14 protein-coding genes are annotated in these 18,321 nt (G+C 33.3%); 6 read left to right on the top strand and 8 right to left on the bottom strand.

The window, feature by feature from the left end; all coding sequences use genetic code 11:
* Positions 1–137 precede the first annotated feature (137 nt).
* From BX659_RS12495 to BX659_RS12480, 4 genes are all read right to left on the bottom strand, one after another.
* Complete coding sequence (locus BX659_RS12495; RefSeq protein ID WP_097018684.1) at positions 138–1,316, bottom strand: D-alanyl-D-alanine carboxypeptidase family protein; 1,179 nt, start codon at positions 1,314–1,316, stop codon at positions 138–140.
* A 109-nt stretch (positions 1,317–1,425) separates the two neighbouring features.
* Entirely contained in the window at positions 1,426–1,746 is a 321-nt protein-coding gene (locus tag BX659_RS12490) for a hypothetical protein (protein WP_097018683.1), read from the bottom strand.
* A gap of 441 nt (positions 1,747–2,187) precedes the next feature.
* Positions 2,188–5,283 (bottom strand): alpha-amylase family glycosyl hydrolase, encoded by a 3,096-nt coding sequence (locus BX659_RS12485; protein WP_172431939.1) that lies wholly within the window; start codon positions 5,281–5,283, stop codon positions 2,188–2,190.
* A 167-nt stretch (positions 5,284–5,450) separates the two neighbouring features.
* Entirely contained in the window at positions 5,451–8,465 is a 3,015-nt protein-coding gene (locus BX659_RS12480; protein WP_097018681.1) for an AsmA family protein, read from the bottom strand.
* 342 nt (positions 8,466–8,807) lie between these two features.
* Here BX659_RS12480 and BX659_RS12475 point away from each other — a divergent pair, with 342 nt between their 5' ends.
* Positions 8,808–9,275: a chemotaxis protein CheX gene (locus tag BX659_RS12475; RefSeq protein ID WP_097018680.1), complete on the top strand. Its 468-nt coding sequence runs from the start codon at positions 8,808–8,810 to the stop codon at positions 9,273–9,275.
* Between the two features lie 42 nt (positions 9,276–9,317).
* Here BX659_RS12475 and BX659_RS12470 read toward each other — a convergent pair whose 3' ends face one another.
* The 3 genes from BX659_RS12470 to BX659_RS12460 form a co-directional block, all read right to left on the bottom strand.
* Complete coding sequence (locus BX659_RS12470) at positions 9,318–10,622, bottom strand: pyrimidine-nucleoside phosphorylase (protein ID WP_097018679.1); 1,305 nt, start codon at positions 10,620–10,622, stop codon at positions 9,318–9,320.
* Positions 10,623–10,710: 88 nt separating this feature from the next.
* Entirely contained in the window at positions 10,711–11,541 is an 831-nt protein-coding gene (locus BX659_RS12465; RefSeq protein ID WP_172431938.1) for a purine-nucleoside phosphorylase, read from the bottom strand.
* Between the two features lie 347 nt (positions 11,542–11,888).
* Positions 11,889–13,064, bottom strand: a complete 1,176-nt coding sequence (locus BX659_RS12460) for a phosphopentomutase (protein WP_097018678.1) — start codon at positions 13,062–13,064, stop codon at positions 11,889–11,891.
* An 850-nt stretch (positions 13,065–13,914) separates the two neighbouring features.
* On the opposite strand from BX659_RS12460, the gene BX659_RS12455 reads away from it, so the two are divergent.
* The 5 genes from BX659_RS12455 (at position 13,915) to BX659_RS12435 (ending at position 17,583) form a co-directional block, all read left to right on the top strand.
* Entirely contained in the window at positions 13,915–14,274 is a 360-nt protein-coding gene (locus BX659_RS12455) for a MazG nucleotide pyrophosphohydrolase domain-containing protein (RefSeq protein WP_097018677.1), read from the top strand.
* 313 nt (positions 14,275–14,587) lie between these two features.
* Positions 14,588–15,088, top strand: a complete 501-nt coding sequence (locus BX659_RS12450) for a GNAT family N-acetyltransferase (protein ID WP_097018676.1) — start codon at positions 14,588–14,590, stop codon at positions 15,086–15,088.
* Positions 15,089–15,569: 481 nt separating this feature from the next.
* Positions 15,570–16,169: a DUF1349 domain-containing protein gene (locus tag BX659_RS12445; protein ID WP_097018675.1), complete on the top strand. Its 600-nt coding sequence runs from the start codon at positions 15,570–15,572 to the stop codon at positions 16,167–16,169.
* Between the two features lie 191 nt (positions 16,170–16,360).
* Positions 16,361–16,834: a hypothetical protein gene (locus BX659_RS12440; protein ID WP_097018674.1), complete on the top strand. Its 474-nt coding sequence runs from the start codon at positions 16,361–16,363 to the stop codon at positions 16,832–16,834.
* Between the two features lie 65 nt (positions 16,835–16,899).
* Positions 16,900–17,583, top strand: a complete 684-nt coding sequence (locus BX659_RS12435; RefSeq protein ID WP_258176140.1) for an alpha/beta hydrolase — start codon at positions 16,900–16,902, stop codon at positions 17,581–17,583.
* 67 nt (positions 17,584–17,650) lie between these two features.
* On the opposite strand, the gene spoIIM is transcribed toward BX659_RS12435, so the two are convergent.
* Positions 17,651–18,292 (bottom strand): stage II sporulation protein M, encoded by a 642-nt coding sequence (gene spoIIM / locus BX659_RS12430; RefSeq protein WP_097018673.1) that lies wholly within the window; start codon positions 18,290–18,292, stop codon positions 17,651–17,653.
* Positions 18,293–18,321: the final 29 nt, after the last annotated feature.

Below are 18,321 nucleotides of genomic sequence, written 5' to 3'. Positions count from 1 at the left end.
AAACACCCTGTCACTGTTGGTTTCACACACCGATACGACCAAAACAGCATAGGTAAGACTTTCACTTACTATCTCTATAATTTACAAGACACACATAAAAAAAGACACCCTTAAGGATGTCTAATAACAATCAGCCTCTATTCAAAGATATTCATAATATTACTGATAAACTTCTTAAATAATTGTAGTATTATCTTAAAGAAATTAGCCTTAGCTACTTCCTCCTTTGCTACTAGATCGACACGCCCTAATACCTCTTCTCCCTTCAATACAACTATCTCTCCTACCTTATCCCCTACCTTGACAGGTGCAACTACCTCTTTATTCAATCTGGTCTGTTTGACCGCCTCTTTCTCTTCACCTTTCATCACCGATATCTTCAAATCTTCCTTAGCCACTGCATCTATCTCAGGTATCTCACCTTTAAAGACCTTGACCTTACTAACTACTTCGCCTTTACTGACAATATCAACAGAACGATGGATACTGAAGGCATAATTTAATAGGCTTCTAGCTTCATTGAATCTAACCTTAGAGTTTGGTGCATTCATCACTACTGCAATAAATCTCATTCCATCCTTTTTGGCTGTAGCCGATACACAAAAGCCTGCCTCTTGGGTATATCCTGTCTTTAATCCATCAGCCCCTTTGAAGAAACGGACTAGATTATTAGTATTTCTTAAAAAACTCTCCCCATCTCTGATATGATCTATCCAAATTGATGTAAACTTTAATATCTTAGGATGTTTCAATAGCTCTAAAGACATCTTCGCTACATCAGCTGCTGTAGTATAATTTCCTTGTATATCTGGGTCTGTCGGTGGTAATCCATTAGTATTATAAAAAAAAGTATTCTCTAAGCCCAATTCTTTTGCCTTATCATTCATTGCTTTTACAAAGTTCTCCTCTGTACCATAAAGATGCTCGGCAATAGCCACACAGGCATCATTAGCAGACACAACAGCTACTGCCTTAATTAGATGTTCAAAGGTCATCTCCTCTCCAGGCTCTAGCCAGATCTGTGAACCTCCCATCTTGGCAGCCAACTCACTAGTAGAGATCTTATCATCCCACTTTACCCGCCCTTCATCAACAGCCTCCATCGCCAATAACATAGTCATAATCTTGGTTACACTTGCTGGTGGCAGCTTTTGATGGGCATTCTTTTCATAGAGTATCCTACCAGTCTTGGCATCCATCAAAATTGCTGACTTGGTCTGAAGATCAAATTCAGGCTTATCTATAGCCAAAACGGCTTGAGTAAAAAGACATAGTAAGATCAAAGTGATACCTATAATAATTTTCACTCTTCTCATAAACTCACCCCACATTCTTTAGTAATATTTATTAATCTTTGGGGCTGAGTATGATTGTAAAAATAAGGATAAAGGTTACTTCTAAAATGGAGTTAAATTGGCTTTGAAATCAAATTATTATTCTTTTCTCCTCTAATTTGACTACCCTTTTAATAACTTTATTCATAATTTCTTTCATTTCAGGAGTTGATTCTTTTACAAACCACCCTACCTGTCTTTCTTCTTTAAATTTACTTATCCTATTAAGAGACCTTTGTGGTAGCTCTTTTGACTCTGTTTGATCTGCTCTAATAATCGTCTCTTTAGTACATTCGTCAGGCAAGACCATCCTTTCCTGCTCACTATCATTGATTAATTCAAGAATTTCTACAAGATCTTGCACTAACAGCTCTAGCTTATTTTTAAGCTCTTCCTCTTTAATCTTATTCACCTTTCTGGTTTATACCTCCCCTGCTAAAGTATTCAAAATATATTTTTAGCCAATCCTATAGAGTTAGATTATAATATTATTTACTTATTAGACCCTGAAAAATTATAATGGCTTACCTATATTATAGTATATAAGTGGATTAATTTCTATTTATTTACATATTTTCTGTTAAAAAATAATTTTTACTGAACCTACCTTGTCATTATCTTCTCTAAACTCAATTAACTACATCCTTTTAGCACTCTTTACAGCTAAATCCAAAACAATTAATATCTATTTAAAAGAAACTATAATAATAATGTAAATACATATATGTATACTCTTATAAGTATAAGAATATATAATAAAAGAACAGCATGGATAGGATATTAAGTCCTAGCCATGCTGTTTAAAATATTTTTTACCATCCATTTTAGAAGGATATTATTAAAACTGACAAATTTACTTACTCACTTTGCTAATAGAATAAGTCATCTTATTAAGATCTACTGTTACTCTATACTTTGCTCCTTCTTCTAAAGATACATAAATATTGTCCATTCCTGTATCCTCTTTTAATTGACCCTCTGTTCCAATATAAGCAGGTCCACCACCATTAGTTGACCAGCTTCCATTTGTAGCAAATTTGAAAGCTTGATTTTTTGCTGCTGGTATCCAAGCATCTCTACTAGGTGCTGGTGCTATTATCTCTAGTTGATAGATACCTGCTGATACTCTTTCCATCTTTCCTTCTTCAAAATTCCAATTATTGATAGTACCAACTAAATGCACCGTTTCAATAGCTAGCTTCTTATTAGTCTCAATCTTATCCTTACTCCCTACTTCTTCCTTGAACTCCTCTATTTCTTGATTTCTTATCTCATTATCTATATATTTAGGGTTTCCTGAATTTTTAATAGTTATCACTTCAGTATCATCGGCAATCAGAGAATCTTGTTTATCATCTCGTCCTCCAAAAATCCATGTTCCACCTTCTGTAGTTAATGGTCTTAACATACCCTGAGAACCATCAAAATCCCAAGTTGTTATATATATCTTTGCTCCCGCTAAGCTATCTAGATGGGCAAAGGATTGGGCCTTGAAGTTAAATTCAATCGTCTTCTCCTTTTTATTGGTACTTATCTTAGGTGCTGGTGTTACTGAGGTTCCATAGTTCTCAGCTGTAGCTCCTTTAGCAGAATAATAGGCATTATTCCACCCATCTACAAAAGCTAGATAATCCCATTCAAACCCTGCTGGTGCTTTAGAATTTAATTTAGGCAAGACCTCTGCCCCTACTCCATTATCTAAATCTATAAATATATTAAAGAGTACATGGTCAAAACCATTATCGGGCTTCCAGATATCACTTATCTCTCCCATAGTCAACTTAATCTTTAGATTTCCTCCAAGAGGAATTACCTCCACCTTCCTAATATCCATCTGTGCACCAAAGCTACTATCCTGTGGTAAGGTATAGTTATTATCTAAGCCTCTGTCATCACCCTTAGGGTCTCTAAGCTCAAAACTAAATCCTCTTTCTACTAGATTGTTAGTATTGAAGTTAAAGTTATTAGATACTATCTTCTGTTCTGGAGCATAAACTACCAACTGATGGATACTCTCACCTAAAGCAAAGTCATGAATCGGTAGAGTTGCTTGCCAGCTTCCATTTTTAGCAATTTTAGCTGGTATAGCTTGGTCTAGATTGCCATCAACTACAATCTCTAACTGACTAATCTCCCCTCTAATCTTACCTTCTAGCTCAATATCTTTAGTAAAAACCTTTCCATTTATCTTATTATCAACAATTATTTCCTGATTATCATCATTAACTAACTCTGTTGGCTGATCTTCTGGTACTAAGATTAATCCTGCTCTAGGTGGTAGCTCCATAGTAACCTTAGAACTCTCTCCTACCACTACCTCTTTAATACCTCCCCTTTGCACAAGGGCTGTAAGCTTTGTTCCTACTACTAATCCTGTATCTAAGTTACTCATTAATACTCTCTTATCAGCTGTATTGAAGATAATTAGAGCCTTCTTCCCTTTATACTCTCTCTGATAAGCAAATACACCTGCTCCTGAATGATTATCCTGCAATACTTCAATGCTTCCTCTAGTTAACAATCTATTAGAGGTTCTAAGTTCTGCTAGTTTTTTAATAAATTGATACATCTCTGCCTCTTGATCAAAGTGGTCTTTTCCTCCAGAATCAACTCCTTGAGCAAACATTGCAGCCCGTTGAATAGTAAACCCTTGCTCTGTACCTTGGTAGATAATAGGAATACCTGGGATAGTAAACATAAACATCAATGACTGCTCCATTGCTTGGCGAGAGCCCTTCTCCAAAAATCTAGCGATATCATGATTATCAATGAATAATGGAGTTATATATGGGTCTTTATAATATTTAGAGTCCATAGTAATTTTTAGACGATAACCTAGGTAATGGGTCGGCTTACCCTCAGCAAAGACCCTACGTAAAGTTACATGCAAGGGAAAATTCAGCACTGCTGGTAACTCAGGCTTCTGATCAGTTCCTAAATAACTGGTTACCTTCCTATCTCCATTGTCCTTTAGTGGTTCAGACGATTCGAAAATCTCACCAAACATTAAGAAGTTATCCTTTCCTAGCTTCTGTGCTACATTAGCCATTCCCAGTGCTTGCTTATCTTTTGAATGAATAAAATCATGCCAAAAATCATGTTCAATATATTTAACGGTATCTACCCTAAATCCATCGACTCCAACCTCTTTTATCCAGTAACCATAGGAGTCCCTTAATACCTTTCTAACCAATGGATTCTCTGTATTTATATCATCAAGATCACTCATTTGATAGGTCTCTTCTTGAGATTCATCTTTAAAGTTATTTATCTTTGGAGTCCAATGGTATATATTAGCTTCACGGTCTTCTTTCTTCTTATAATTATTCAGATTAAAAGGATATTGGGTAGGTTGTGCTACAGGCTCTGAATCTTTATTTAAGATAAAGTTTTCACCCTTATTATCTGGATTATACTTATCATCCTGATAAGTAAAAAAGTTTCCTGTGTGGTTAGGCACTATATCCTGGATTAGATACATCCCATTATTGTGTAAAGTGCTAGATAGCTTTTTATATGTATCTAAGGTACCATAATGCCTATCTACCTCTTTAAAATTAACACCCCAATAACCATGATAACCAGTGACATTTACCCAAGGGTCAAACCATTGATTAGCTACAGGAGGTGTAATCCAGACTGCTGTAGCTCCTAAATTCTTAATATAATCTACCTTATCTATAATCCCCTGCAGATCACCTCCACTATAATAATCATTGCTTGTAGGATCATACTCACCTACCCCTTGGTCATTATTAGTTGGATCACCATCATTGAATCTATCTGTCAATATAAAATAGATTACTTGGTCACTCCACTGTGGTGATTCTACTTGAAGGTTTAAACCTTCTACTCCACCTTCTTCTGCTAAATCCTTTGCACTACTAAAAGCATAGATAGGTAAACTCAATGATAACACTACTACTAGTAATAAGAGTATCTTCTTCATCATCTCTCTCCTTTTATTTAATTATTATCTAGAATTACTTAAAATTCTATATTTTCATTAAAATTAATATATTCTTCAATAATAATTTCTAGAAACAAATTGAGAAATCCTCTAAAAAGAATAGAGAACGGTCATCCCGTTCTCCACTTATTTGCTAAAAAGCAATTTTAAAATAACCCTTTAAAGATATTCTTAATCTCATCTTTCTTCTCCTCTAGTTCTTCCTTAATCTTATCCTTTGCCTTCTCCTTCTCTTCTTCAACTTTACCTTTGCCTTCTTCTAGCTTCTTATCAACCTTCTCTTCCACTTTCTTTTTGGCTCGTTCTTCTACTATTGACTTATCCCAGCTTAGCTCTGGCTTAGTTACACTTCCCTTTAACTTAAAGTCTAGCTGCACCCGTTTACTTTGAGGAGCATAAAACAACTCTTTCTCTTTTAAATCCAATTTTTGGGACTTTTTTTCAGAGATTAAGTAGGTTAGCTTATAATTTAAGTCACCTTTTAAGGTTGAATAACCAGCAAACTCTAGCTCTCCAAATTCAGTTTTAGATTTAAAGCCATTTAAATACAGCTTCCCACCCTTTAAATTGATACTTCCATCGAGATCTTTAAAATCTAATTTGTTATCATCAAATAGACTAAACCAGCTATTTAATTTATCAATTAATATAAAATTCTTTAATTCTCCCTTAGCAACCAAAGCTTCTCCTTGTAAAGTAGCTGATTCTAAAATCTTATTTAGCTCCAATCCAACTCCACCAAGATTACTATCTAAATTAATCTTACCATATAACTTATTATCAAAGTCGGTAAAAAAGCTTAAAATTCGATTAATTTCAATATTATCAACCTTTAGCTTACCTTGATAGCTAGGATTCTCTCTAGCTAAATCAATCTTCCCATTACTTTTAATTCCACCATCTTCAATATTAGTTTCAAAATTATCTATAGAGATAACCTTATTATTAAGACCAGCCTTTAAAATTAAGTTTTCTGTCTTTAATTTTTGGTACTTTAACTCTTTAATATTAACTTGTGAGTTTACTTTAAAATCAGGTAGTAATTCAGCCAATTCCTTCTCTTCTGCCTCTTCTTTAGTTGCTGAATCCTTACTAGTAGGTAAGAAAGACAACAGCTCATCTAGAGATAATAACTTAGAATCTAACTCTATATCTATTACTCCATCACTCTTGTTGTGCTGCAAGGATGATAATAACTTTCGCCAATCTGAAACAGAGACTTTTGCAGCTAAGTCACTCTCTGCTAAATTTATCCTTCCATCTAATAGCTTTAAATCTTTATCATCAAAAGCAACGGTTCCTTCTAAGCTCCCTATCTCTCCAGTTAATTGAGGAACTCTTATCCTCTCTCCACTTAAGCTTATATCACCTAATACTTTAATCTTATCTAAGTTATCCAGTGGCTCTTTAACTACATCTTTAACTGAAAATCCTGTGCGTAAATCTGCTTCTATCCTTCCAGCAAACTGATAATCTTTAAATTTAGGGTCTAATCTTTCAAGTTCTTTCTTAATTAAAGCTAAATTCAAATCACTATCTAGATTTAAATTGGCATCTATCTGATTACTATCACCAGCTTTAGCAAATTCTTCATAATCTACTAAACCACTAACTGCTGCCTTTGAATCACCTTTATTGACTTCAAGCTTATCAATCTTAACTTTAAACTCTGCTATATTAAAGCTTCCAGCAATATTCTGGTATTGTTCACCTTGATAAGCTAGAGTCCCTATATTAAGATTAGCTGTTAAATTAAAGTCTGGAAGATAAAAAGCCTTTTTATTATCTTCCTTCTTATCCTTTTTGTCAGCTAATTCTTCTGAATTATCAGCTACAATTAACTTATCTAAATTTAAGGTATCTGCTTCCAAAGCTAAATTTAGATTACCACCTAGGCTCGCTTCTTGATTGATTATATCAGTTAGCATCTCCTTCCAAGCTACTACTAATAAACTACCTTTAATCCTATCCTCAGCTATACCAACTACTAAGTTATCGACTGTTAGCTCTTTATCACTTACCTTAATTTGTCCATTAATATCTTTTAACTCAACAGGTAACTTGTTATTAGCTAAGCTTAGTCCTATTAATTCAAGATTCCCCTTTAGATTGCTCTCCTTGATACTACTCTTAAACTCTTTTAATTTAAGATTTTTAGCAGAGATATCTGAGCTTAGTTGACCAACTAAATCCAAATCTAATTCTATTGGTAGCTTAGCCAGTAGCTCCTTTAGCTTTAAATCGGTCTTTAGATCCAAAGCCAATTTAGGATTAGAAAAATCAATTAGCTTAGCTTTTAATCCAATAGTTGAATCTCCTGCTTTCCCGTTAAACTCCTTTATCTCTAAAGAATCTTCTCCTAGTAAGAGATTTAAGCTACTCTTTAAATTAAAGCCCCCTAAGCTTAAGTTTAACTTCTCAAAGTTTAAGACCTTCTCTGCTAAGTCAAAGTTTAGTTGATGTTCTAAATTAAAATCTAAGTCTTTAAAACGTAAGTTATCAGCTAAACCTAACATAACTATATTCCCAATTTGGGATTCTCCTGCTGTTATTAATCTCTCTTCTCTTCCATTTAATAAAATAGATGATCTAGATTCTATATTATCTAGCTTAATATCCAACTTAGAGCTCTGGTCTAAATATCTTACTCTACCATCAACTATCTCTAACTTATCTAGATTAAGATCTAGACCAATCTGGCTTGATTCTTTACTATTATTCTCAATATTCTTATGCTCAACTCCAAACTGATAATTCTTATCTCCAGACTGATTAACTTCTAAAGCAATAATCGGCTTAATTAGACTGACTTCTTTAATCTCTATCTCTTTATGTAATAATGGTAATAGAGCTACATCCAAATTAAAGGTATCAAATTGAGCAAGGTATTCCTCTTTAAAACCATCACTATTAAGAATTTTAAAACCATCAATCCTTAAACCAAAACCACTTAAGAATTTAAGGGAGATATCTTCAATTACAACCTCTCTATCCAAAGTCTCCTCTAACTTAGGAATTATCATCTTTTCTAACTTATCGGAATTGAAATAACTCTTTAAATATAGGCTTCCTCCGATTAAAATAGCTAAAATTGTTAATAATAAATATATAGTTAGCCTTTTAATACTCACAGCACTATCTTTCTCTATCTTTGTTTTCATAATCTACCTCCTCTTGAAAAGAAACAATTGATAATCGATTTATAAAGACTAGCTTAATTTAAAGATTTAAAATAAGCAGAATAATATTAATCACAGACTAATCATAACTAGTCTTCTTTTACTATTTAAATTCTAATAATATTCTTTTTTTCCTTTTTCCAAATTTATAAAGTTATTAATACTAAATTTATACTGGTCTAAATTATCATTCAAAAATTTATTAATAATAATATATTTTCTACATTCTAAAAGGATAATTTGTTCTTTTCTAGAATTAACTATTATAGAAAGTTTTAAAAGCTACGTATATAAATTAAATCTTAATAAAGGAGGTAGAAAGATATGAATCAGGAATATATTAATCCAATATTTGAAGCAGCTAGGAATGTATTAAAGAACATGATACAAGTAGAGGTTGAAAGAGGAGAATTGACCCTTCGCAAAAGCCCTTTTTCTGCTAAAAAAGTAAATGCTTCTATTGGAGTTACAGGAGACTTAAAAGGTTTTATCTACTATAGCATGGATGAAAATACCGCTTTAGAGGTCTTTACTAAAATGTCAGGGATGTCGATGGATGAATTTGATGAACTGGTAAGCTCTGCAATTGGAGAGCTGGCTAATATAGTTACTGGAAACTCACTTACTAAATTATCTGAGTTGAATTATCAATGTGATATTACACCTCCATCGATTACATATGGAGATAATGTACAGATTACTACAAATCAAAGAAAGTTCTTAGTAATTCCTTTGCATACTGAAATCGGTGATTTTGAAATTAATGTTTCTTTAGAAGAGAGAAAAAAATAAAAAAGAGTGGTTCACTTAGCTAAGTGAACCACTCTTTTTGTCTTAATCTATAATCTCATAAATCAAAGGATTTAATTCCAGCTTGGTATCACCAATCTGATAAGCCTTTAATAATATCTCTTTAGCCTCCTCTACCTTAGTCTCATCATTATAATATAGGGTAGCGATAGCATCTCCCTTGGCTAACTCATCTTCCACCTTCTTAGCTAGAGTTAAACCTACTGCTAAATCTATCTCTGATTCCTTAGTCTCTCGACCAGCTCCTAGAATCATTGCACTAATCCCAACCTCTTCTGCCTCTATTCTCTGTACATAGCCATCTCTTGGGGCTGTGACCTCTACACTATACTTAGCCTGTGGTAATAGATCAGGGTTATCGACTACTTCAGGATTTCCACCTTGCTTAGCAATTAATTCCTTTAACTTAGCTAGACCACTTCCATCACTGATTGCTCTTTCTAGCATCTCTCTAGCCTCTTCAGAGTTATTAGCAACCTCTGCTAATAATAGCATCTGTGTTCCCAAGGTCAAGCATAGCTCTGTCAAATCATAAGGACCTTCCCCTTTAAGAGTGTCAATAGCCTCTTTAACCTCTAAAGCATTACCTACAGCCCATCCCAAAGGTTGATCCATATCAGAGACCACAGCAATAGTATTACGTCCAACTTCTTGACCAATTTCTACCATAGTTTGTGCCAACTCTACTGCACCTTCATAGCTCTTCATAAAAGCACCATTACCAGTCTTAACATCTAATACTATAGCATCTGCTCCAGAGGCAATCTTTTTACTCATAATACTACTTGCAATTAAAGGAATGGAATCAACAGTAGCAGTTACATCACGTAATGCATATAGCTTTTTATCAGCAGGAGCTAAGTTGCCAGTCTGTCCTGCTATAGCTACTTTATTCTGATTGACACTATCTATAAACTTATCCATACTTAAAGATGTACTAAAACCTGCAATAGATTCTAGCTTATCAATAGTTCCTCCAGTATGACCCAAGCCACGACCAGACATCTTAGCTACTGGTGCACCGCAAGCAGCCACTAGAGGCGCTAAAACTAAAGTAGTAGTATCACCTACACCACCTGTACTATGTTTATCAACCTTAATTCCTGTGATTGAACTCAAATCTATATTATCACCAGATTGAGCCATAGCCTTTGTTAATTTAGCAGTCTCTTCCTTATCCATTCCTTGAAAGAAAACAGCCATCGCCCACGCTGACATTTGATAATCAGGAATCTCACCCTTGGTATATCCTTTAATTAAAAAATCTATCTCTTGGTCAGTTAATTTCTTGCCATCACGTTTTTTATGAATAATATCATAAGCTCTCATTAGTTAACCCCCCCATTTTTTAGTGTATAGTGTAGAGTTTATAGTTGATAGTTAAGATTAAATTAAAGTCCTTTTAAGGTCTTAACTATCAACTGTCAACTGAACTTATAATTCCTCTAAGCAATTCAATAAATTTAGGCTTAACTCGATTAGCCGTTTCGATAACCTCTTCATGCCCTAGAGGCTGTGGTAAAATTCCTGCAGCCATATTGGTAATACAGGAGATTCCTAAAATTCCCATTCCCATGTGGTTAGCTACAATTACCTCTGGTACAGTCGACATTCCTACTGCATCTCCACCTAAACCTTGTACCATTCTAATCTCTGCTGGAGTCTCATAGGTAGGTCCAGAGAAGCCAACATAAACACCTTTTTTGACAGTAATCCCTTTCTTCTCTGCTACCTGTTCAGCCAATTCAATTAACTCTTTATTATAGGCTTCTGACATATCAGGAAAACGTGGTCCTAATTCATCTTCATTGGCTCCAATCAATGGATTTGTCCCAGTAAAGTTGATGTGGTCAGAAATCAGCATAAAGTCACCTACATTGAAGTGGCGATTTGCTCCACCTGCTGAGTTGGTTACCAGTAATTTATCTGCCCCTAGCATCTTCATCACTCTTACTGGGAAGGTAATAAAGGACATATCATAGCCTTCATAATAATGAAATCTCCCTTGCATTGCTACAACCTGCTTCCCCTCCAATTCTCCTAATACCAACTGCCCAGCATGCCCCTCTACTGTCGAGACTGGAAAGTTTGGAATCTCTTCATAAGGTATTGCAGTCTTGTTCTCTATCTCATCGGCTAATACTCCCAAGCCTGAACCTAAAATCAAGGCAATCTCAGGTGTAATCCCTGCTTTAGCTTTGATGTAGTTTACACTTTCTTTGATTTTTTGCATAGTTTTACTTGACATCGTCTTCCCCCTTTTCTAATATAAGTTTACTCAAAATCTAACTCAAATTATTTAAAATATTTTTGGAGAAAGCTTATCAGCTTTTTCCCCAGTTACTTTTATCATTGGCGCAAAAGTAACCAAATCTACGAGTTTTAAAATACAAAAACTCTTCGTGGCAGATCCAGCCCAGTCTAGAAAAAATTAAACTCGAGAAGAATGAAATTAATCTAATAGACCTAACACTCTACTTCTATATAAAGTTTCTCATCAAATCAAATTACTGATTAAGATTTTCTTCTCTCAAACAATAATTTTTTCATTTTTAAAATTTTTAAATAAATACCTTTGTATGAATTATTAACTATTTATTTAACTATCTCTTCCAAAAAACTACTTCCATTCCCTGTTCCTTCAACGCCAAAGATTTCGGCAATGGTAGCTGCGATATCACTAAAGGTCTCTCTAACTCCCAATTCAGTGCCAGCTTTTACTTGCTCTCCATAGACCAATAAAGGTACATACTCTCTAGTATGATCTGTCCCTTTATAGGTTGGATCACAGCCATGGTCAGCAATAATAATTAATAGATCTTCTTCATTTAATTGTTCCATAATCTCAGGCAGCCTTGTATCAAAACTCTCTAGTGCCTCGGCATAAGCTTCTGGGTTTCTACGATGACCATATTTAGAATCAAAATCTACTAGATTTGTAAAAATTAAGCCTTCTTTTTCATTTTTCAAGTAATCTAAGGTCTTATCTACTCCATCCATATTACTCTTGGTATGGACTGCATCGGTGATTCCTTCTCCAGCATAGATGTTCTCAATCTTACCTACTGCCATCACCTTATGTCCTGCATCTTTGAGATGATTTAAAACAGTCTTCTCAGGTGGTGTTAGAGAATAGTCCTTTCTATTGGCAGTACGTTCAAAGTTGCCAGGTTCACCTACAAAGGGTCTAGCAATAACTCTTGCTACTGCATGCTCCCCTTGCAATATCTCACGAGCCTTTTCACACATTTCATAGAGCTCAGGAATAGAGATAATATCTTCATGGGCTGCAATCTGGAAGACACTATCTGCAGAAGTATAAACGATAGGCTTTCCAGTCTTCATATGTTCTTCACCTAGCTCCTCAATAATTACTGTTCCTGAAGCAGGCTTATTAGCTAGACTCTCTCTACCGATTGCTTGGTGGAATTGATCCATCACTTCAGCAGGAAAGCCATCAGGATATGTTCTAAAAGGGTCTTTAGAGATAATTCCTGCTATCTCCCAATGACCAGTGGTTGTATCCTTCCCATTAGATTCTTCTGCCATCTTAGCAAAGGCAGCCTTGGATTTATCTACCTTAGCTACCCCTTCAATCTCTGCAATATTACCTAAGCCAAAGCTCTCTAAGTTAGGAAGCTTCAATCCTCCTACTGCCTTAGCAGTATTCTGTAGGGTTGCTGCACCCTCATCACCAAAATCAGCAGCATCAGGTAAAGCCCCTATCCCAACACTATCTAATACAATTATATTTACTCTTTTAATTTTCATAAAATTTCACCTCTATTCTTGATTTTTAGGTAGGTAAATAGTTAGGTAGTTGGGTGGTTTAATGATTAGGTAGATCTTCCTAACTACCTATCCACCTAAATCCTAAGCACCTAATATCTCCCCTTTAGTTTAACCTATCTTTGCACAAATATTACTTTTATTCTCATCTTGTTAGACGTCAGACCAATTCTATTATATTATTTCTGGATGAGATTAAAAGTTCCTGCTTGATTAATAAAAAAATTAATTTTCTTCTTTTTAATAGTAATACTTTTATTCTACTATTTACATTATCTTGATATTATGGAGGATAATTAGTTAATGATGTAGAAGAATGAATTTATAATTATTATATAGGTGGTATTAACGCATCAACTTCGTTAATACCTCTATATTAGCAGATTATATGAAATATGTCGTTAAGATATGAGTTATACGACAGATGGCTAGGATGGTAAATATATAGAAAGAGAATATTTTGTATAGAAATAAATTTAATTATTTGAAAAGCTGTTTAGATGATATTAACATAAATGTTATACAATAAGATAAGACGTTTTTGGGAAAATACATATAAAAATAATATTAAAGACCTAAAGAGAAAAAGAATGATTTATGCTAGATTGCAGTTGGATTTTAAATTATTGGTTTTAATGATAAATTACTGTTTTTGTAATTTTACAAGAGGATAAAAATATAATATTATTCAAATTTATTCACAGAAGAGTGGTAGGTAAAATTAATATACTAAAATTTCAGCAATAAACAATATAATAGAGTTGACATTCAGTAGCAGATATTTATTTTATCTTTCAATTAAATAAAGCTGAAAATACAGGGAGGGAATTAAATGATTAATAATAAAGATTTGAAAATCTCAGAAATGATAGAATTATCTTATAAGCTATGGGAGAAGAATAAGGAAAAATGGTCTCCTATGGAACCAGAGTACGGTAAAGATTTTATACTATATATGATTGAAGAAGTTGGTGAAGTTATTGAAATTATAAAGAAGAAAAGTGAAGAAGAAATTATGAATGATAATGTTATAAGAGAGAGGTTTATTGAAGAATTAGGAGATGTATTAATGTATTTTATTGATGTTCTTAATAGGTTTGATATCTCGGCAGAAGAATTTTCTGAAAAATATATAGAAAAATATCGAACTAATCTAGGAAGAGATTTTGAAAAACAACATAAAGATTTTTAAGTGTAACAAAGAAGACCGCCATCCATCGTATAACATGAGATTAGCAACATCCCAGTTGAGGTGCATAAATGAGGGCTGGGCTGACTTATGTCAGATTTATAGGTTTATCTTGAGAATAGGAGTATTATCGGGGACGTCGCGAATCTCAGGGACGTTATACGAAAACCAGGCCTTGTGATAAGAAGATTACTTTTGTAGATTGCAAACTTTAAGGATGGATATGATATAAAATATATAATAATTTATTATTCCAAACATGTGCTATTAACTGGTTGAATAAATAGAAATAATAATAAATTTCTGGAGGGTAACTATGGATTATATAATTGATAATATGAAATCTAATGATTGGAAAGACATAAAAGAAATTTATATTGAGGGAATTAAAACGGGGAATTCAACATTTGAGACTGATGCTCCAACTTGGGAAAAGTGGGATTCTGGACATACTAAATCTTGTCGATTAGTTGCCCGAGATGGAGAGAAAGTTATAGGTTGGGCTGCATTAAGTCCTGTTTCAGGTAGATGTGTTTATAATGGAGTAGCAGAAGTTAGTGTTTATGTAGGTGCAAATTATAGAGGAAAAGGAATAGGAAAAACTTTATTAAACAAATTAGTTGAACTATCTGAAGAAAATGGTTTTTGGACATTGCAAGCAGGAATTTTTGTAGAAAACAAATCAAGTTTAGAATTACATAAAAAATGTGGATTTAGAGAAATTGGTGTAAGGGAAAAGATTGGTAAAATGAAAAATGGAGATTGGAGAGATGTAGCTCTATTAGAAAGAAGAAGTAAGAAAATAGGATTAGATTAATTAAAAAATAGGCCTGGTCATCGTATAACAAGGGTTTAGAGACATTCAGCTATGTAAGGATTGCGGATGGAACGGGTGACTTATGAAATATACTTGTTTGAATGGAGAGTTGATGGCAGCTGAACATAGCGAACCCCCAGAACGTTATGTGGAATTACCATGAGAGAAAATATTGATTTCCAAGTAATCTTAAGTTTATGGGAATCAAAAAATTTAACCTTTTTATAAAAAACTATCTACTAATGTTAAGATGACGATTTTTATATAACTTAGCAGAATGATTGAAAAACAGAGAAAGGATTTGTTGCTGTTCATCTTACTTGTACAGCTATTTACAAAGATAAATGTTTTAGCTGCTAATAAAAAGTATTAATAAAAAAATTATAAAATTTTGAATAAATTGATCTATTTATGATATTTTAGAAAAATTCAAAAAATAATGATAATGGTTTTTAAATATAAAAAAAAGAGGGAGATAATAATGAAAAAAATTAATTTTAATAAGAACATTCCAGAAGAGTTTTATTGGTTTAATGAAGCAAGGGAATATTATTGTGATGAGGGATTAGTAATTAAAACTGAGGCTGATACTGATTTCTGGCAGAGAACTCATTATGGTTTTAAAAGAGATAATGGGCACTGTTTATTAACTAAACTTCGAGGAGATTTTTCTTTTACAGGTCACTTTGAATTTGAACCTCAAACTATTTATGATCAGTGTGGCTTAATTGTAAGAATAGATCAAGATAATTGGATTAAGGTCTCTACAGAATATGAAAATGAAAATATCAGTAGATTAGGGTCGGTTGTTACGAATTTAGGTTATTCTGATTGGGCAACAACAGATATACCTTCTGAGATTAAATCAATGTGGTATCGAATTAGTAAAAATGGCAATGATTTTTTACTTCAAAATTCTAACAATGGACAAAAATGGGGACAAATGAGAATAACTCATCTTCATCAAGAAATAGAACAGTTAGAAGTAGGTATTTATGCTTGTAGTCCCCAAAATAGTAGTTTTCAATGTAAGGTAGAAAAAATAATAATAGATAAAAACAAATGGGGGATAGATAAATAATTGTTTTGGTAACTTCACATAACAGCAGTTTAGCGACATCCCAATTGAGATCATAAATGAAAGTAGTAGGTGACTTATGTTAGACTTAGTGGTTTAATTATAAGTTAGAAGTATTAATGAGGACGTCGCGAATCCGCGGGACGTAACAGGCAGTCTAAAAATAATTTTAAAATAGGAAGGAAGAGATAACTATGAAAATAAGTACAATTAATTCTCAAGTTAACTATCATCAAAGAAATAGTGTTAGTCATAATGACAAGAAATTCAATATCAAAGATAGTATTAAAAGTTCAAGAATAGAAGACAATAGAGTGGCTAATCCAGCTATTTGGGATGAACTATCTAAAGAATATGATATTAGTAATATGTCTTTTAATGATTTGGAAACTGTTTGTAATAAATTGTATGAAGCCAAACAAATTTCTCTTTGTGAACTTGGAGATTTAACTATTGTCCCTAAACTCATTGCAAGGGCACAAGCTGAACAAGGATACAATGTAAATCCCTTATTAACTTCAAATAATGCAACAATAAATTGGGAAGAAGAGAGAATAAATTGGCTTAAAGAATTCGAAGCTCAAGCAGAGCAGCAGAAAAAATTTGGAAATATGTCTGGTTATAGTATTAATAAAAAGCTTGTTAATATTTTGGGGAAATTACTTTAATTAAAAATATAATACAGCATTTCACCTAAAATCAATCTAAAAATTTTTAAAATCATATCAAAAATATGTATTTATATATAAAACAGGGGGTGCTTTTAATAGAAAAGAAGGTAATTCTAGTACACGGATACAATAAAAACCAGAAAGATATGATTTCCTTAAAGAATAATTTAGAAAAACTAGGCTATAGCGGAACATTAGTTACCCTACCCTTAACCTTTAAAAAAATTGAATATTGCACCTCCCTCTTTAAAGAAAAGGTAGAGAAAATAATCTCTAATCTAGATAAAAATGAAAAAATCAGTCTTATAGGTCATAGCACCGGAGGACTAATCATCAGGCACTTCTTATCTAATACAGGTTATATACATAAGATAAATAGATGTGTTCTGATAGCCACTCCCAATCATGGAAGTAAATTAGCTGCTATAGCAGCTAATTTATCAACTACCTTCATTAGGATTTTTAAAACTTTGGGTTCATTACATCCTGATAATATAAATAGATTAGAATTCAAAGATATAAAGACTGTTGAAGTAGGTGCAATTGCTGGCAATAAGCGTAACCTACTGCTAGGTAGGATATTAGCAAAAGAGAATGATGGCAGAGTCCAAGTTAACTCTGTGAAGTATAGTGGCTTAAAGGATTTTATCATTCTTCCCTATGGTCACAAAGAGATTCATCATCAATTTAAAACAGCAGAATTAGTTGATTCTTTCTTAAGGAATGGTAAGTTTAAGGAAGATTAAAAATCAGATGGGTCACTCATCTGATTTTTAATCTTTGCAATTTTTCATTCTCAATTCTCCATCAACCTTAAATCACTATCCCCTCTACCAATCTAAGCAGATATGGGACTACATAGACCTCCACAAGAGCTGCTAAAAGTAATAAGACAGCAATTCCCACCATAGAAAATGAATAACCCACTAACATCTTCTTGAGATTATACTTCCTCCCTGTTAAGATTCCTCCCCCAAATCTAAAGACAAAAATAAAGCTTAAAAACCCTCCTAAGATTAGACTAGGAATAAGAATTAAATTCTGGGGCATAATCGAGGTTAGCGCCAGCAGTGCTCCCTTAAAGAACATCTCCCGAATCAAAAAAGTCGAAGTAAACCCAACTATAAAACCTCTTAAAATTATCAAAAAAGGAATTGCAACCACTCCCACCAGAGTAATTGCTAATACCCAAAATAACAAGGCATATTTTAAATTAGCCAGAATAACATTTCGAGCCATTAGCTGCTGATTATTGCTTAACAGTTCATTAACCTCTGTTATAAACCCTGATAAGTAATTCAATAAGACCGTCTTTTGCTGATAGGTTAGAGTATTAGCAGCTACAGAACCAGCAATACTCCCTCCAATAAAACAGATCAAAATAAAGATTAAAATCAACATATTCTCTCGGAAGAAATTATTAATCTTCAACTTTGTATATCTAAAATTAACCATTTAAACCTCCTTAAAAAGCAGTAATGAGT

Origin of the sequence: Orenia metallireducens, from assembly GCF_003001995.1 — a bacterium.
Taxonomy (GTDB): domain Bacteria; phylum Bacillota; class Halanaerobiia; order Halobacteroidales; family Halobacteroidaceae; genus Orenia; species Orenia metallireducens_B.
The sequence above is the reverse complement of the archived record's forward strand: the minus strand, read 5'-3'. Positions and strand labels throughout refer to the sequence as shown.

Excerpts from the sequence above, each read along its gene's own strand:
- BX659_RS12475 (WP_097018680.1), top strand. The coding sequence starts at position 8,808 with ATGAATCAGGAATATATTAATCCAATATTTGAAGCAGCTAGGAATGTA.
- BX659_RS12435 (WP_258176140.1), top strand. The coding sequence starts at position 16,900 with ATGTATTTATATATAAAACAGGGGGTGCTTTTAATAGAAAAGAAGGTA.
- BX659_RS12470 (WP_097018679.1), bottom strand. The coding sequence starts at position 10,622 with ATGAGAGCTTATGATATTATTCATAAAAAACGTGATGGCAAGAAATTA.
- spoIIM (WP_097018673.1), bottom strand. The coding sequence starts at position 18,292 with ATGGTTAATTTTAGATATACAAAGTTGAAGATTAATAATTTCTTCCGA.
- BX659_RS12495 (WP_097018684.1), bottom strand. The coding sequence starts at position 1,316 with ATGAGAAGAGTGAAAATTATTATAGGTATCACTTTGATCTTACTATGT.
- BX659_RS12440 (WP_097018674.1), top strand. The coding sequence starts at position 16,361 with ATGAAAATAAGTACAATTAATTCTCAAGTTAACTATCATCAAAGAAAT.
- BX659_RS12480 (WP_097018681.1), bottom strand. The coding sequence starts at position 8,465 with ATGAAAACAAAGATAGAGAAAGATAGTGCTGTGAGTATTAAAAGGCTA.
- BX659_RS12445 (WP_097018675.1), top strand. The coding sequence starts at position 15,570 with ATGAAAAAAATTAATTTTAATAAGAACATTCCAGAAGAGTTTTATTGG.
- BX659_RS12450 (WP_097018676.1), top strand. The coding sequence starts at position 14,588 with ATGGATTATATAATTGATAATATGAAATCTAATGATTGGAAAGACATA.
- BX659_RS12455 (WP_097018677.1), top strand. The coding sequence starts at position 13,915 with ATGATTAATAATAAAGATTTGAAAATCTCAGAAATGATAGAATTATCT.
- BX659_RS12460 (WP_097018678.1), bottom strand. The coding sequence starts at position 13,064 with ATGAAAATTAAAAGAGTAAATATAATTGTATTAGATAGTGTTGGGATA.
- BX659_RS12465 (WP_172431938.1), bottom strand. The coding sequence starts at position 11,541 with ATGTCAAGTAAAACTATGCAAAAAATCAAAGAAAGTGTAAACTACATC.
- BX659_RS12485 (WP_172431939.1), bottom strand. The coding sequence starts at position 5,283 with ATGAAGAAGATACTCTTATTACTAGTAGTAGTGTTATCATTGAGTTTA.